The sequence below is a fragment of the Rhizobium sp. ZPR4 genome (genome assembly GCF_040215725.1).
Classification (GTDB): Bacteria; Pseudomonadota; Alphaproteobacteria; order Rhizobiales; family Rhizobiaceae; genus Rhizobium; species Rhizobium rhizogenes_D.
Genome location: NZ_CP157967.1, coordinates 288971 through 304764, shown reverse-complemented (window position 1 = coordinate 304764; position 15794 = coordinate 288971). Strand labels below are relative to the sequence as shown.

The following is a 15794-nucleotide window of genomic DNA, read 5'->3' as shown; positions in this document are numbered from 1 at the left end:
CCGTCAAAACCAGAGATCGCGCACACATCGCCCGTCGGAAGGCAGATCTTCGAATGTGTCCAGGCCATCGAAATGATCGATCGGCAGGTCGGCGACGAGATCCGGCTGCGCCAGCCGCAGATTGACGGCCATGCGCCGGCGGCCATCCTTCTGAAGCCGCAGGCCACGCCAGCTCAAGACGTTGGCGCAGGATGGGCAAAACAATATTTCGAGGGACGGTTGCTTTTCCGCGCGGGCATAGGAGGCCGTCGGTCCGGTCACGGAAATCCGCTCCCCTTCGTAATCATAGGCCCACAGCGCACCATAGCGCCGGCAGAGGGTGCAATTGCAGGCCGTAATCGAGCCCGGATCGCCTTCGAGCGTCCAGCCCGATTTGCCGCAATGACATGAACCGATCAGCATAGGTAAGCCGCTCCATCCCGCAATCTGGTCGCAGACGATATTCTGCCTCAGTCGCGCAAGGCCTGCAAACCTCCGCAGCGGCTTTCGCTACCGAACAGCAGTGGGCATTCGAAGGATGCCGCCTGGATGGAGGCTTCGATTGTCCGATCGACAATGGCCTCGCCGGCTCAACTCGCCAGAGCCAGGCCTCCGTAACGGCTGATTTCGCTTTCGATCTCGGCCACAAGCGTATCGAGCGCTGGATTTCTCACCTTGCGGCCGCGGCGCACCACATAGGCCAAGGCAGGCGGTGTCGGCAGGCCCTGGGTGAGAATTTCCATATCAGACTGCAGATGACGGCCGTTCAAAAGCGCGACACCCAAGCCCGAGGTCACGGCCGCGATGATCCCTGCCGCACTCGCACATTCGAAGACGGTTTCCAGAACCACACCACCATCCTGCCCGATATCAAGCGCCCACCGACGATAGAAACATTCGTCGTCGAAGGACAGAAAGGGAACCGGGCCGTCTGGTGTCAAAGACAAATCAGGATGCTTGACCCAATGCAGCTGCTCGCGAAAGAGAACGACATCGGTCGGGCGGACCTCATGAGCGAAAACCTGGATAATGGCGGCGTCGAGCTCCCCTCGCTCCAGCATTCCCCGAAGGATCAGGCTCATGCGGACCTTGGTGCGCACGGAGACATTCGGGTGCAGGCGGCGAAAACGCCCCAGGATACGCGCAAGGTCGGTGCAGGTCGTATCCTCGGTGAGGCCGAGGGCGACGCGGCCGGCGAGCGATGTTTTCGAGAGGCTCAGCAGGGCCTCGTCATGCAGACCGAGAATGCGCCCGGCATAATCGAGCAGATCCTCGCCGGCTGCCGTGAACATCGACGCTCGAGGCTTGCGGCTCAAGAGATCGCAATCGAGGCTCGTCTCGAGCCGCTTGATCTTGTGGCTGACGGCGGATTGCGACAGGCCCAGGGCTTCCGCCGCGCGGGTAATGCCGCCGTGATAGCGGATCGCCCACAGCGCGCGCAGGGCATCGATTTCCAAACGTCGGCTTGTCAATTCGGTCATGGCAGACTCGGCTTAAGTCACGGTCGTGCGGAGAGAATGCATATTCTAGCCGCGTTAGGCAAACATTCATGAGTCTTTAGACTGAAATGTCATGCCATGATCGATATTTGTCATGTGTCATCAGGCCGGCGCTCGCCTATGGCTCAGCTGAGACGGACATTCGATCGAGAACCCGATGACAGACCACAGCCTATCGCAGCCCGCGCCAAAAGAACGCCGTTTCCTCTGGCCCTTGATGGCGGCTCTCCTGATCGTCAGCTGGAGTTCCGGCTTCATCGGCATTCGTTATGCCAGCCAGGAGGCCAGTGTCATGCTGGTCCTGTTCTGGCGCACGCTTCTATCCGGTTTGATCCTGCTGCCTTTCGCGCTTTCGATCGGACCGCGGATGCGGATGCGCGCGGTAGGGCAGCAGATGCTGTTCGGCGTAATGTCGGTCTTCCTCTATCTCGGTGGCTTTGCGCTGGCGATCGAACAACGCGTGCCGACCGGACTGGTGGCACTGATTTCGGATCTGCTGCCTCTGGCGATCGCGGCTCTGTCGCAACCCGTGCTGGGAGAGCGGCTAAGCCGGCGTCAGTGGCTGGGGACGGCGATCGCGGTTACAGGCGTACTGATCGTATCGCTGGACAGCCTCAGCTTCGGCATGGCTCCGATCTGGGCCTACGGCGTAACGGTCGGCTCCATGCTCGTCTTTGCTTTCGCCTCTGTCCTGCACAAGCGACAGCGGACCGGGCGTATGCCGGTTCACCAAAGCTTGTGTATCCACACACTGACGGCTTCGGTGTTGTTCGGCATCTGCGCCAGGATGCAGGGCGATCTTGCCCCGCCGATGACCCTGGGCTTCGCGATCGGCATCATATGGCTGGTGCTGATCGCAACCTTTGTCGCCTATTCGGTCTATTATGTCAGCCTGCGTCTTTTCCCGGTGGCACAGGTCAGCGCGGCCATCTATCTCAGCCCGCCGGTGACCATGCTGTGGGCCTGGGCTCTGTTTTCCGAACCGCTGACAACGGCAATGTTCGCGGGGCTGGCGGTGACGCTGGTGGGGGTGTGGCTGACGTCTAGCAGATGAGGCGGCAAATTCCTCTTCCGTCAGGAAACGAAGACCGTCCAGCCAACGCCCAAAGCGGCAGATGCCAATAAGGTCGAGATCACCGACATTTTCAGGCGAAAGATGGCGATGGCGGCCAACAGGGTCAATACCAGCGAAGGCAATGAAAGCGAGGTCGGGACGGGGAGGTCCATCGTCAAGGAGCCATAGGTGAAGCTTGTGGTCTCGCGGAACAGCACATGGAGCCCGAACCAAATCGCGAGATTGAGGATGACGCCCACCACCGCCGCCGTTATCGCCGACATGGCTCCGGTCAGAGCAACATTCCCGCGCATCTTCTCGATGAATGGCGCGCCCGCGAAAATCCAAAGGAAGCTCGGCAGGAACGTGACCCATGTTGTCAGCACGGCAGCGAACGTTGCCGCCGCGAGAGGGCTGAGGCTGCCGGGATTGCGATAGCCCGCCAGGAACCCGACGAACTGCGTTACCATGATCAGCGGTCCAGGGGTCGTTTCTGCCATTCCCAGACCGTCCAGCATCTCGCCCGGCCGCAGCCAGCCCAATTGCTGCACGGCCTCCTGCGCGACATATGCCAGCACCGCATAGGCGCCGCCAAAGGTCACGACTGCCATCTCGCTGAAGAATATGCCGATTTTGGAAAAGACATTGTCGGGGCCGAACGTAATCAAGAGGGCCGCAACCGGAATGAGCCACGCGGTCGCTAACGCACCCGACGTCTTCAAAGACCAAGCGAGATTTGGTCGAGCGTGCAAAGGGATCTCCTCGCCAAGAACGGAGTCCTTGTCTTCCAGAATTGTCCCGGAGCCCGACTTATGGCCGCCGCCGACCTTGCAGGCCGCAATCCCACCGCGAGAAGCAAGATAGCCGATAAGCCCCGCCCCAACGACGATGAGCGGAAACGGAACATGCAGGAAGAAGATCGCGACGAAAGCAGTGGCGGCCAATGCAACCATAGCCCTGTTCTTGAGGGCTCGGCTTCCGATGCGGAAGACGGCCTGGATGACGACCGCCAGTACGGCGCATTTGAGCCCGAAGAACATCCCTTCGATAAAGGTCAGGTTCCCGAACAGGACATAGATGTAACTGAGCGCGAGGATTGCCAGGAAGCCTGGCAGGACGAACAGAATGCCCGCGATCATGCCGCCCAAGGTCCTGTTCAGCAGCCAGCCGATATAGATCGCAAGCTGATGCGCTTCTGGACCCGGGAGCAACATGCAGTAGTTCAGAGCATGAAGGAACCTGTGTTCCCCCACCCATTTCTTTTCATCGACGACGATGCGGTGCATGACGGCGATCTGCCCAGCCGGTCCGCCGAAGCTCAGGGCGGCAACGCGGGTCCAGACCTTGATCGCCTCACGGAGGGGGACGATATCCCGATCAGCCGCGCCTGATCGCGCGGCCGCGTTTTTGACGAGGTCGGTCATGGTCTCTCATACCTTCCTCGGGTTCGGCCAGTTGTGCGTCTCGTCCGTCGCGTCACGACACCAGCGATAGAAGGCGTCATAGAGCGTCATGCCGGCTTCCAGCTGCTCCAGGTCGTCGTTGAACATCCGCGAAAGCCCAAGCGACGCCGCGAGCAGCCCGGAAACTTCGGGCGCCAGGTCGGGCCTGGCGGTATCGGCGCCCCGAACGATGGTTGCAAGACGAAGGAGAGGCTCGATGCCGAGGCCGAACTCCTCGATCATGACATCGAAGGTACACAACTCGCCGCGATGGCTCCAGAAGACATCCTCAATATCGAATGGCGTCGCCTTGAAGCGATCGGCGACAGCCGAGACTTCGGTTGCCGGAACGAACAAGAAGATCGCCGACGGATCGATGAAGCGCCGGATCAGCCATGGGCAAGCGATGCGATCGATCTTCGGCCGCGCCCTTGTTACCCATACGGTCCGCCCCCTGGCATCTCTGAAAGGCAGCTTTTCCTCGGCGACCAGCATGTACTTCGCGCTTCGCCATGCTTCGAACCCGCCTTCAAGGACCTCCGCCTCCTTCCCGAAGACGCGCAGATGTGCCGCAACTCCGTGACCGAGTTTCTGTCCCTTCTGACAGAGAACGATGGCTGGCCCCGCCAGTTCGTTCGCCCAGTCGGTTACCGTTCGATAGTCACGACGGATCGAGCCGGGAATAAGACGAGGATCGGCAGCGAAATCCTCGTCGTTGCGGACGTCGATAATCGCAGGCAAATTGGGCGTACCGATAATGCGATTGAGCTTGTCGGGTGTGATTTCCAGAAATGACGGCATGGCGCGTCCTCCGTTGGCTCGGGTTCAAGGACGCGATTCTTCAGCCGTAGCCTCGTGGGGTGATCGCAACCCCATGAGTAATTTTCTGCTCGACATTATCCAAATGTCAAGCCGAATAACTGCTTGCCGCCCGAGGCAGATATTTTCTCAATTTCCGCGGCCCACTCGCGAATTGCCCGCAACGAAAACGCCGCGCTGACCCGAGCGCGGCGATAGCGTTACTCGCCGCGCACCTTCGCAGCCTTGCGCGCAGCCCTGGAATTCGGCTTTACGCCTTTCGGGGGACCCCCGTCATTCTTGGCGAAGCTTGGCTTGCCGTCCTTTTTCGCCCAGGGCTTCTTATCCGAACGTTCGGAAACGCTGCCCTCGCCTGCGTGCGCCCGTTCCGGTTTGCGATCGGACTTCCATTTCGGCTTCGGGCCATCGTTCGCGCGAGCGCCCTTATCAGCGAAGGGCTTCTTCTTTGCGAAGCCGCCTTCCCGCTTGGCCTGAAAATCCGGCATGCCGGCCAGCGGCTTGACCCGGATGCCACGCTCCAAGGTCTTGTCCGGGCCGATGGCCGAAAGGAAGCGCTCAAAGCTCTCCTGCGAGAGTTCGACGAAGGTTTCCTCGGGCTGCATCTTGATCGCGCCGATGTCGCGCTTGGTCAGATTGCCGTTGCGGCAGAGCATGGGGATCAGCCAGCGCGGTTCGGCATTCTGCTTGCGTCCCACGGACAGCGATACCCAGAGACCGTCAGTAAAGTCATTCCGTCCGCCAGATGGGCCGTCATCGCGAGGCGTGACCGGGAAATCATCCCGGCGGGGCTTTTTGCGCTCGCCCTCGGCCGGCACATCCTGCAACTCTTCCGGCGCGGAATGGCCGGCTCGGTATTGCCGCAGGAAGGCGGCGGCGACCTGCTCGGCGCCATGGCGCTCCAGAAGCTGCTGTACGATCGACTGTTCGTCTTCGCCGAGCGCTCCGGCGAAGACCGGATCGGCAAGAAGACGCTCGTCGTCGCGCTGGCTGACTTCATCGGCCGATGGCGGCTTTGCCCAGGTGGCGCGGATGCGGGCGGCTTCCAACAGGCGCTCGGTGCGGCGACGGGCGCTGAGCGGCACGATGAGCGCGCTGACGCCCTTGTTGCCGGCACGGCCGGTACGACCACTGCGATGCAGCAGCGTGTCCGGATTGGTCGGCAGATCGGCATGGATAACCAGTTCCAGACCCGGCAGGTCGATGCCGCGAGCGGCGACGTCGGTGGCGATGCAGACGCGGGCGCGGCCGTCACGCATGGCCTGCAGCGCGTGCGTACGTTCATTCTGACTAAGTTCGCCCGAGAGAGCGACGACCGAAAAGCCGCGATTGTTGAACCGAGCGGTCAGATGATTGACGGCAGCGCGCGTCGAGCAGAAGACGATGGCGTTGCGCGCCTCATAGTAGCGCAGCACGTTGATGATGGCGTTTTCCCGGTCGCTCGGCACCACGGTCAGGGCGCGATAGTCGATATCGACATGCTGCTTTGCTTCGGAAGCCGTGGCGATACGGACGGCGTCGCGCTGGTAATTCTCCGCAAGCTTGGCGATCGAGCGCGGCACGGTCGCCGAGAACATCAGGGTGCGGCGTTCGGACGGCGCGGATTCCAGAATGAATTCGAGATCCTCACGGAAGCCGAGATCGAGCATTTCGTCGGCCTCGTCGAGCACGACGGCGCGCAGCTCGGAAATATCGAGCGAGTTGCGGCGAATGTGATCGCAGAGACGGCCGGGCGTGCCGACGACGATATGGGCGCCGCGTTCCAGCGTGCGTCGCTCGGTGCGCATGTCCATGCCGCCGACGCAGGAGGCAATCGTCGCGCCCGTCAGCGCATAAAGCCACTCCAGCTCGCGCTGAACCTGCAGCGCCAGTTCACGGGTCGGGGCGATCGCTAGAGCCAGCGGCGCACCGGCAGGGCCGAAACGCTCGGAGCCGTCAAGCAGGCCGGGCGCTAGCGCCAGGCCGAAGGCAACCGTCTTGCCCGAACCGGTCTGGGCCGAGACAAGCGCATCCTTGCCGGCGAGGCCCGGATCGAGCATGGCCTTCTGCACCGGCGTCAGCGTTTCGTAACCGCGCTTCGCCAAAGCCTGGGCAATCGCAGGAGCGATGCCTTCGAATTCAGTCATCATCTGTCTTTCGGAATTCTTCGCGCGCCAGCAGGCGGCGATCATCGTGGCTCGCACGTCGCGAACCTCTTCTTCAAGCGTGCACATACTTGCTCAATGCGCCAATGTACAGAGGAGACGCATCTTCGTGCGAAACGAAACGAAAAAAAGGCAGCGAACCGCGCTGCCTTTGAAGTTTATGCTGTCGAAAGCAAGCTCAAGTCGGTGAACTTCATGTCTCGGGAGCCAAGAGCTGCTCCAATCCGCTCCCAGCTCATGCGAACGGTCTCAAGTTAGCCTTTACCTTTGACCAAGCTTTCTTAACGCCGAGTTACCATACGAGGGTCATCGTTTGCCCCTCAGTTTTAAGGCTCACCTTAACTTTTGAGTTCTTCCAGCCCGGCGAAGAGATCGAGCGCCTCCGGATTGGCGAGCGCTTCCTTGTTCTTGACCGGGCGGCCATGCACCACCTCGCGCACCGCAAGCTCGACGATCTTGCCGGATTTCGTGCGTGGGATATCGGCAACGGCGATGATCTTGGCCGGCACATGGCGCGGCGAGGCGCCGGTGCGGATGCGGGTCTTCATTGCCTTAACCAGATCTTCGGTCAGGGCAACGCCAGCGGCGAGGCGAACGAAGAGCACGACGCGCACGTCATCATCCCAATCCTGACCGATGCAGAGCGCCTCCAGAACTTCCGGGATCTGTTCGACCTGATTGTAGATCTCGGCCGTGCCGATACGCACGCCGCCGGGATTGAGCGTGGCGTCGGAGCGGCCATGAATGACGAGGCCGCCATGCTCTGTCCATTCGGCGAAATCGCCGTGGCACCAGATATTGTCGAAGCGCTCGAAATAGGCGGCGCGATATTTGGCTTGCTCCGGGTCGTTCCAGAACATGACCGGCATGGAGGGGAAAGCCTTAGTGCAGACGAGCTCACCCTTTTCGCCCCACACCGACTTGCCTTCGTCATTCCAGACATCGACGGCAAGGCCGAGGCCCGGTCCCTGGATCTCGCCGCGCCAGACCGCCTGCAGCGGATTGCCGAGCACGAAGCAGGAAACGATATCCGTGCCGCCGGAAATGGAGGCCAGCTGGATATCGTCCTTAATGCCCTCATAGACGAAGGAGAAGCCTTCCGGCGACAGCGGCGAACCGGTGGAGGTCATCAACCGCAGGCTTGAAAGGTCGTGCGAGGTCTTCGGCGTGAGGCCGCTCTTGTGAACGGCGTCGATATATTTCGCCGAGGTACCGAACAGGGCGAATTTCTCTTCCTGGGCATAGTCGAACAGGATGTTGCCGTCGGGGGCAAAGGGCGATCCGTCATAGAGGCAGAGCGTCGCACCGGCAGCAAGGCCCGTCACCAGCCAGTTCCACATCATCCAGCCGCAGGTGGTGAAATAGAAGACCTTTTCGCCCGGCACGACGCCGCAATGCAGGCGGTGTTCCTTGATGAGCTGCAACAGCGCGCCGCCAGTGGAGTGCACGATGCATTTCGGGACGCCTGTGGTGCCCGAGGAAAACAGGATGAACAGCGGATGGGAGAAGGAGACAGGCTCGAACTCGACCACCTTCGGCGCGAAGGGCGCAACAAAATCATCGAGCGTTTGCGCGCCAGGCGTCGCGGCCACGACGGCTTCGGCACTGCCGGCATAAGGCACGATGACCACAGGCGCCTTCAGGCGCTGCGCGATGGCGCTGACCTTCGCGGTGACATCCTGCAGCTTGCCGCCATACCAATAGCCGCTGCAGGTGATGAAGAGCTTCGGCTCGATCTGGCCGAAACGGTCCATGACACCCTGTTCGCCGAAATCCGGAGAACAGGAGGACCAGATAGCGCCGATCGATGCGGCCGCCAGCATGCAGGCAATGGTTTCGGGCATATTCGGCATCATAGCCGCCACACGGTCGCCCTTGCCGATACCCTCGGCACGATAGGCCTGCTGAAGCCGAGATACCAACGTGGCCAGCCGATCCCAGGACCAGCGATCGCGCACCTTGTCCTCGCCCCAGAACACCAAAGCATCGCCCTCGCCTCTCCGCGAGAGCAGGTTTTCGGCGAAGTTCAGCTCGGCATCGGGAAAGAAGCGGGCATCCAGCATGACATCGCCATGGATCAGCGCCCGCTCCCCGCGCTTGCCCTTCACATCGCAGAAATCCCAGACCGTCGACCAGAAATTCTCACGATCGGCGATGGACCAGGCATGAAGGCCGGCAAAGTCGGATAACGGGAGGCCGAAACGGCGGTTGCATTCCTGCATGAAAGCGAACATCGGACTCTGACGGCGAAATGCTTCCGATGGTGTCCAGAGCGGCTGCTGATCTTGCATATTTCTCTCCCCGCTTTTCGCACTATATAGCAATGCTGCAGCGCATTAATAAAATCACGGTGTTGTGGGTATTGCCAGTGCGTGATGTTTGCATCCGACAAACATTTCCTATATCCGGCAAACTCAGGCAGATTATCCCTATCAGTTCAAGAGTCTCCACGGGATCATGAGAGCTTCGAAAAACAATAAGTGGCGGTTGACGATGCGTTCGGCCTCGCGCTGGCTGCCTGCCTTTGCTCGCACGACCGGCATCATTCTTCTCACGATCCTCATCGTGTTCGCTGTCTTCAGAGCGACCGCGCCTTTCCTGATTTCAAGCGGTCTGGTGCGCTCCGGCATCGAGAAGGCATTATCGGACTGGACTGGGTATCGAGCCCAGATCGAAGGCGACCCGACGCTCGAATTCTGGCCGACACCCCGCGTCACGCTCAATCAGGTCACCATCCGTGAACCGTCGAGAAACGGCAAGGTCCTTGGCCATGTCGACAGCCTCTCCGCTGATTTCTCCCTGTGGTCGGCCATCCGCGGGCACGCCCATTTTCACGAATTCCATTTCCTGCGCCCGATCCTCTATATCCGCCGCGATGAGAACGGCCTGATCGACTGGACGAACGAAGGCCGTCTTTCCAAAGCGATCGAGCAGGCGGAGGCCTCTTCCGGCCAGGGTTTGGCGATGCGGAAGGATCAGGACGCCGCCATCGGCATGCTGACCATCGAGGATGGCAGCATCGAGATGACCGACGAGCGCACCGGCAACATCTATAAGCTCAACGCCGTCAACGCCGACATTGCCTGGCCGCGACTTTCCCAATCGCTGAGCGCCGTCATCCTTGCCCGCTTCAACGACCAGGACATCAAGCTGAATTTCGACTCGGCGCAGCCGCTGCTCTTCTTCGCCGGCAAGAATGTGAACACCACGACCAGCTTCGTTTCGCCGCTGATCAGCTGGACCTATGCGGGCATCACCAGCATATCGGATTTTTCGGCGCTTTCGGGCAATCTGGATCTGAGCGTACCGAACGTGCCCTCCTTCATCGCCTGGAGCGGGCAGCGCCTGCCGGCGGCCGGCGCCCTCAAGAACATCTCGCTGAGCGCCAATATCGCAGCAATCGACAACGGCCTGCGCTTCAACAATCTCAACTTCAAGATCAATGATTCCGCAGCCTCCGGCATCATGGATCTGAACTATACGAAAGCGGGCAAACCGAAGATTTCCGGTACGCTTGCCTTCGACCAGATGAACCTCAATCCATTCCTGGCCGCTTTCTCCATGCGCCTGGCCGCCGAAACCGCCATCGATGCACTGCTGAACGGCAATCCGCTGCAGCGGCTCGACCTCGATATGCGCCTCTCGTCGAACAAGGCGGCTCTCGGTCCCTTCCAGTTCGAGAATATCGGCGCCAGCCTGCTGGTGGCAGGCGGCAAGGCGAAGTTCGATATAGGCGACAGCAACTTCGAGAACGGTTCGCTGACCGCGCATCTGGAGGTCGCACCGGGCGACTTCGACGGCGGCGGCAAATTGCAGATATCGATCCGCAACGCCGATTTCGGCGGCCTCTTCACCCGCCTGAAGCTGATTGGCCCACTGCCGATGCCATCATCGGCGTCGCTGGATCTTTCGCTCAGCACCTCGAAGCCGATCTGGGTTGCCACGCTCAGCGACGTTGCCGGCACGCTGCACTTCACCTCGTCGGCAGGATCGTTTCGCCAATTCGATATCTCGACCTTCCGGACACTCGCCGCCGAGAAGGCTTTCTTCCGGATGAGCGATATCGCCGATTCTTCCTTCGACTTCGACAGCATCAACGTAGATGCAAGTTTTGCCAAAGGCTCAGCCGAGGTACAGAACGCGGCCATTGCAGGCCGCAACGAAACGATCAGCTTCAACGGGGTTGTTCCGTTCCGCACCAATGGCTTGGCACTCTCCGGCGCGATCGAGGCGACCTCGCCCTCCGACGCCGATGAATTACCGATGCTGCCCTTCTTCATCGGTGGCAGCTGGCCCAATCCGGTGATTTCGCCGGTCGCAACGCTTCTGCAAAAGCCGATACAGCAGCCATAGTTCTTCCGGGAACCGCCTGTTCAACCGCAGCACCTCAAGCTGCGGCTGCGGCCTGCTCGTCCCTCTGCCGCTGCACTTCGCGACGCTTCGTCACGATGGACGCGCAGATGACGCCGACGGCGACCACGCCGATGAGGATGGTGCAGATGGCGTTGATCTCCGGCGTAACGCCGAGCTTCACCTGGCTGTAGATCAGCATCGGCAGCGTCTTGGCGCCGGCACCCGAGGCGAAAGTCGCTATCACCAGATCATCGAGCGACAAGGTGAGTGCCAGCACCCAGCCGGAGAAGACGGCCGGCGCGATGATCGGCAGCGTCACCTCGAAGAAGGTGCGCACCGGCGGGGCGCCGAGATCCAGTGCCGCCTCCTCGATCGAGCGATCGAAGGTCAGCAGGCGGGACTGCACGACGACCGCGACGAAGCACATGGTAAGGGTCGTATGCGCCATGACGATCGTCCAGAAGCCGCGATCGACGCCCGAGGTAACGAAGAGCAGCAGCAGCGACAGGCCGGTGATGACGTCTGGCATGACCAGCGGCGCATAGATCATGCCCGAAAACAGAATGCGGCCGCGGAAGCGCGTATAGCGAACGAGCGTGATGGCCGCGAAGGTGCCGAGCACCGTGGCGATCGTCGCCGAGAGCAGCGCGATGCGCACCGTCAGCCATGCGGCACTCAGCATCGTATCGTTGCTGAAGAGGTGCACATACCATTGCGTCGAGAAGCCGCCCCAGACGGTGACGAGGCGCGAGCTGTTGAAGGAGTAGATCACCAGCAGCAGGATCGGCAGATAAAGGAAAGCCAGGCCGAGCGTGACGGAGACGATGTTGAAGCGGGACCAGCGGATCATTTGTTATCTCCCCTTCTCGTCGGCCTTGGCCTGGAAATGCTGGAAGAAGACGATGGGCACCACCAGCACCAGAAGCAGGATGGTCGCGACCGCCGAGGCCAGCGGCCAGTCGGTATTGCTGTAGAATTCCGTCCAGAGCACCTTGCCGATCATCAGCGTCTGCGAGCCGCCGAGCAGGTCGGGGATGACGAACTCGCCGACGGCCGGGATGAAGACCAGCATGCAGCCGGCGACGATGCCGGGAATGGAGAGCGGAAAGGTGACACGCCAGAAGGCGCCGATCGGCGTGCAGCCGAGATCCTGCGCCGCCTCGATCAGCGTGCCATCCATCTTTTCCAGCGCGGAATAGAGCGGCAGCACCATGAAGGGCAGGTAGGAATAGACCATGCCGATATAGACGGCGGTATTGGTGTTCAGGATGACGAGCGGCTGATGGATGATGCCGAGGGCCATCAGAAGCTGGTTCAAGAGGCCCGTGGTGCTCAGGATCGACATCCAGGAATAGACGCGGATCAGGAAGCTCGTCCAGAAGGGCAGGATCACCAGCATCAGCAAGGTGGGCCGGATCGTGCGTGGAGCCTGCGCCATGCCGTAAGCAATGGGATAGGCGATGATGAGGGTCAGAAGCGTCGAGATGCCGGCGATCTGCAGGCTCTCAATATAGGCGTTCATATAGAGCGGGTCGCCGGCCAGCCATGTGTAATTGTCGAACGACATGGTCTGCAGCTTGTCCCACCAGTCGCCGAAGCTGTCGCTCCAGGCAAAGGACGGATCATAGGGCGGCACCGACAGTGCTTTCGTCGACAGCGAAATGCGGAAGACGATGAGGAAAGGCGCGAGAAAGAAGATCACCAACCAGGCATAGGGGACGATGATCACGAGGCGCTGATAGATTAGGGAACCGAGCGCTCTCATGGTCAATCCTTCAGCAAGACGCCGGCGTTTTCGTCGAAGGAGACCCAGACGTTCTGGTCATAGGTGAAGGGTTCTTCCACGGCGCGGACAGCGTTCAGCGACGAAGCCTTGACCACCTGCCCGCTCTTCAGCTTGACGTGGAAAACGGTCATGTCGCCGAGATAGGCGATGTCCCAGATCTCGCCTTCGGCGGCGTTGAGAGAGGCGTTGGCCGGCGGGCGCGGTGATACCCGAAGCTTTTCCGGGCGGATGGCAAGGCTGGCGCGGCTTCCTGCCGATGGCGTATCGCCGGCAGCCGTGCGCACGGTGAAGCCCGAATCGACAGATATTTCGACGATGCCCGATTGTGCCGACGTGACGTTGCCGTCGAGGATATTCACATCGCCGATGAAGTCAGCGACGAAGCGGCAATTGGGCGCCTCGTAAATTTCGGCCGGCGTTGCCACCTGCACCACCTTGCCGTGGCTCATGACCGCGATACGGTCGGCCATGGTCATCGCCTCTTCCTGGTCATGGGTCACGACGACGAAGGTGAGGCCCAGGCTCTGCTGCAGATCCATGAGCTCGAACTGCGTCTCTTCGCGCAGCTTCTTGTCGAGGGCGCCAAGGGGTTCGTCGAGCAGCAGCACCTTCGGGCGCTTTGCAAGCGAGCGCGCCAGGGCCACGCGCTGGCGCTGGCCGCCCGAAAGCTGGTTGGGCTTGCGCTTGGCGAACTGTTCGAGCTTGACGAGCTTCAGCATCTGCCCGACGCGATCGTCGATCTCGGCTTTCGGCATACCGTCCTGGCGCAGGCCGAAGGCGATGTTCTTCTCGACCGACATATGCGGAAAGAGCGCGTAGGACTGGAACATCATGTTGACGGGACGGCGATAGGGCGGCGTGCCGGCAAGATCTTGCCCATCCAGCACGATCTCGCCCGTCGTCGGCTGCTCGAAGCCCGCGAGCATACGCAGCAGCGTGGACTTGCCGCAGCCCGATGCGCCCAAAAGGGCGAAGAATTCACGATTGTAGATATTCAGGGAGAGGTCATCGACAGCGGTAAAATCACCGAACTTCTTCGTCACGTTCCTGAAGGAGATGTAAGGCTTGGCCGAAGGATCGGTCCAAGGAGCAAACGAACGCCGGATATTACCGAGTGACTTCATTATCTATCCCCAAATGGATGCCCCGTTGGGCTTTCCTAAAGCATTCCCGCATTTCCCACGAAAAAACCGCTGCGCACTTTTCCCGGGAATGCGTTGGCGCCCGGCTCTTCCCCATCCGGCGCGCTCGTGATTCCTAACCTTATCCTCATAAGGAAAGGCCCGGACGTTGCCGTCCGGGCCGCTTCGAATTATTGGCCTGTCGTGACCTTTGTCCACAGGCGCGTTGCCACGCGCTGCGTTTTCGAGTCCCATGGGGTCAACGTGTACAGCTTCTCGCGGACCGCATCGGTCGGGTAGACGGCCGGATCCTCCAGCACGTCTTTGCTCACGAACTGCTGCGATGCCTTGTTGCCATTGGCATAGGCGGTGAAGTTGCTCGCCTTGGCGATGACTTCCGGCCTCATGATGTAGTTGAGGAAGATATGCGCCTCCTCGACATGCGGCGCATCGGCCGGGATCGCCATGACGTCGAACCACATCTGCGCGCCCTTCGTCGGAATCGAATAGCTGATGTTGACGCCGTTCTTGGCTTCGGTCGCACGATTGCGGGCCTGCAGCACATCGCCGGAATAGCCGAAGGCGATGCAGATATCGCCGTTTGCGAGCGCATTGATATATTCCGAGGAGTGGAACTTGCGAACGAAGGGGCGGATCGCGGTCAGGAGATCCTCGGCCTTCTTGAAGTCTTCCTGCTTGGTCGAATTCGGGTCGAGACCCAGATAACGCAGGGCAGCCGGAATGACGTCGGTCGGCGAATCCAGCACGTAGATACCGCAATCCTTGAATTTGGCCGCCAGCGCGGGATCGAAGATCACGTTGATATCAGGTGCCGCATCGGTGCCGAGGATCTGCTTCACCTTGTCGACGTTATAGCCGACACCGCTGGTGCCCCACATATAGTCGATGGCGTACTGGTTGCCGGGATCGTAGGTGGCGATGCGCTGCTGCACCGTATCCCACATGTTGGAGATGTTCGGCAGCTTGGACTTGTCCAGCTTCTGGAAGACGCCGGCCTTGATCTGGCGTTGCAGAAAATAGGCCGTCGGGACGACGATGTCATAGCCGGTCTTGCCAGCCAGCAGCTTGGTTTCCAGCGTTTCGTTCTGGTCGAAGGTGTCGTAGACGACCTTGATGCCGGTTTCCTTGGTGAAATCCGCCAGGATCGAATTATCGATATAATCCGACCAGTTATAGATGTTGACGACCTTGTCTTCCGCCTGAGCGACCGTCGCCAGCGAAACGACCGCGAAAGCCGTTGCTGCAAGCCGTGCGAACATGGACTTCATAGTCTCTCCTGTTTTGTTCAAGGGCATCCAGGCGATACCCAACCCTCTGTTTTTCCCGTTAGACTAGAAAGGAAATCGGAAGGCGACAAGGGAAAAAGCAAGTCTGCACGAGCTTTAGCGGTTTTACCCGAAAACGATCGATCGCCCCGCAAGATGGCGCCCGACAAGAGACAATACCGTCCGCACGCAATTGTGAACTAAAGGCCCGCTTCGCGCGTGAATGCGGAAACCGGCTTTGCTAACATCGAGCAGTTCTCTTCCGCGAACATTTTCAAACCTGTTTCGCCATCCTGCCCAGCGGGCAAACTCAA

12 protein-coding genes are annotated in these 15794 nt (G+C 60.4%); 2 read left to right on the top strand and 10 right to left on the bottom strand.

The genetic code is table 11. The features are described 5' to 3' along the window. Positions 1-3 precede the first annotated feature (3 nt). Positions 4-402, bottom strand: coding sequence for a GFA family protein (locus ABOK31_RS01470; RefSeq protein WP_349957504.1), 399 nt, complete (start codon positions 400-402; stop codon positions 4-6). Positions 403-569: 167 nt separating this feature from the next. After that, a complete protein-coding gene (locus ABOK31_RS01465; protein ID WP_349957503.1) occupies positions 570-1460 on the bottom strand; it encodes a LysR family transcriptional regulator in 891 nt (296 codons plus the stop codon). Between the two features lie 175 nt (positions 1461-1635). On the opposite strand from ABOK31_RS01465, the gene ABOK31_RS01460 reads away from it, so the two are divergent. Next, the gene (locus tag ABOK31_RS01460) at positions 1636-2532 is read left to right on the top strand and encodes a DMT family transporter (protein ID WP_349957502.1); all 897 of its coding nucleotides are present in this window, start codon (positions 1636-1638) and stop codon (positions 2530-2532) included. Positions 2533-2552: 20 nt separating this feature from the next. Here the strand turns inward: ABOK31_RS01460 and chrA are convergent, their stop codons facing one another. From chrA to ABOK31_RS01440, 4 genes are all read right to left on the bottom strand, one after another. Continuing rightward, on the bottom strand, positions 2553-3956 hold the full coding sequence (gene chrA / locus ABOK31_RS01455) for a chromate efflux transporter (RefSeq protein ID WP_174179362.1): 1404 nt from the start codon (positions 3954-3956) through the stop codon (positions 2553-2555). Positions 3957-3962: 6 nt separating this feature from the next. Next, complete coding sequence (locus ABOK31_RS01450) at positions 3963-4775, bottom strand: sulfurtransferase/chromate resistance protein (protein WP_349957500.1); 813 nt, start codon at positions 4773-4775, stop codon at positions 3963-3965. A gap of 218 nt (positions 4776-4993) precedes the next feature. Beyond that, entirely contained in the window at positions 4994-6916 is a 1923-nt protein-coding gene (locus tag ABOK31_RS01445) for a DEAD/DEAH box helicase (RefSeq protein ID WP_349959049.1), read from the bottom strand. A 356-nt stretch (positions 6917-7272) separates the two neighbouring features. Continuing rightward, positions 7273-9225 carry an acetoacetate--CoA ligase gene (locus tag ABOK31_RS01440; RefSeq protein ID WP_349957499.1) on the bottom strand — a complete coding sequence of 651 codons (1953 nt, stop codon included), beginning with the start codon at positions 9223-9225 and terminating at the stop codon, positions 7273-7275. A gap of 166 nt (positions 9226-9391) precedes the next feature. Between ABOK31_RS01440 and ABOK31_RS01435 the strand changes: the two genes are divergently transcribed. Beyond that, a complete protein-coding gene (locus ABOK31_RS01435; RefSeq protein ID WP_174179368.1) occupies positions 9392-11287 on the top strand; it encodes an AsmA-like C-terminal region-containing protein in 1896 nt (631 codons plus the stop codon). A gap of 34 nt (positions 11288-11321) precedes the next feature. On the opposite strand, the gene ABOK31_RS01430 is transcribed toward ABOK31_RS01435, so the two are convergent. The 4 genes from ABOK31_RS01430 to ABOK31_RS01415 form a co-directional block, all read right to left on the bottom strand. Next, the gene (locus ABOK31_RS01430) at positions 11322-12137 is read right to left on the bottom strand and encodes an ABC transporter permease subunit (RefSeq protein WP_092709228.1); all 816 of its coding nucleotides are present in this window, start codon (positions 12135-12137) and stop codon (positions 11322-11324) included. A gap of 3 nt (positions 12138-12140) precedes the next feature. Further along, positions 12141-13052, bottom strand: coding sequence for an ABC transporter permease subunit (locus ABOK31_RS01425; protein WP_174179370.1), 912 nt, complete (start codon positions 13050-13052; stop codon positions 12141-12143). 2 nt (positions 13053-13054) lie between these two features. Continuing rightward, a complete protein-coding gene (locus ABOK31_RS01420) occupies positions 13055-14197 on the bottom strand; it encodes an ABC transporter ATP-binding protein (RefSeq protein ID WP_174179372.1) in 1143 nt (380 codons plus the stop codon). A gap of 188 nt (positions 14198-14385) precedes the next feature. Further along, a complete protein-coding gene (locus ABOK31_RS01415; RefSeq protein WP_234910331.1) occupies positions 14386-15474 on the bottom strand; it encodes an extracellular solute-binding protein in 1089 nt (362 codons plus the stop codon). Positions 15475-15794: the final 320 nt, after the last annotated feature.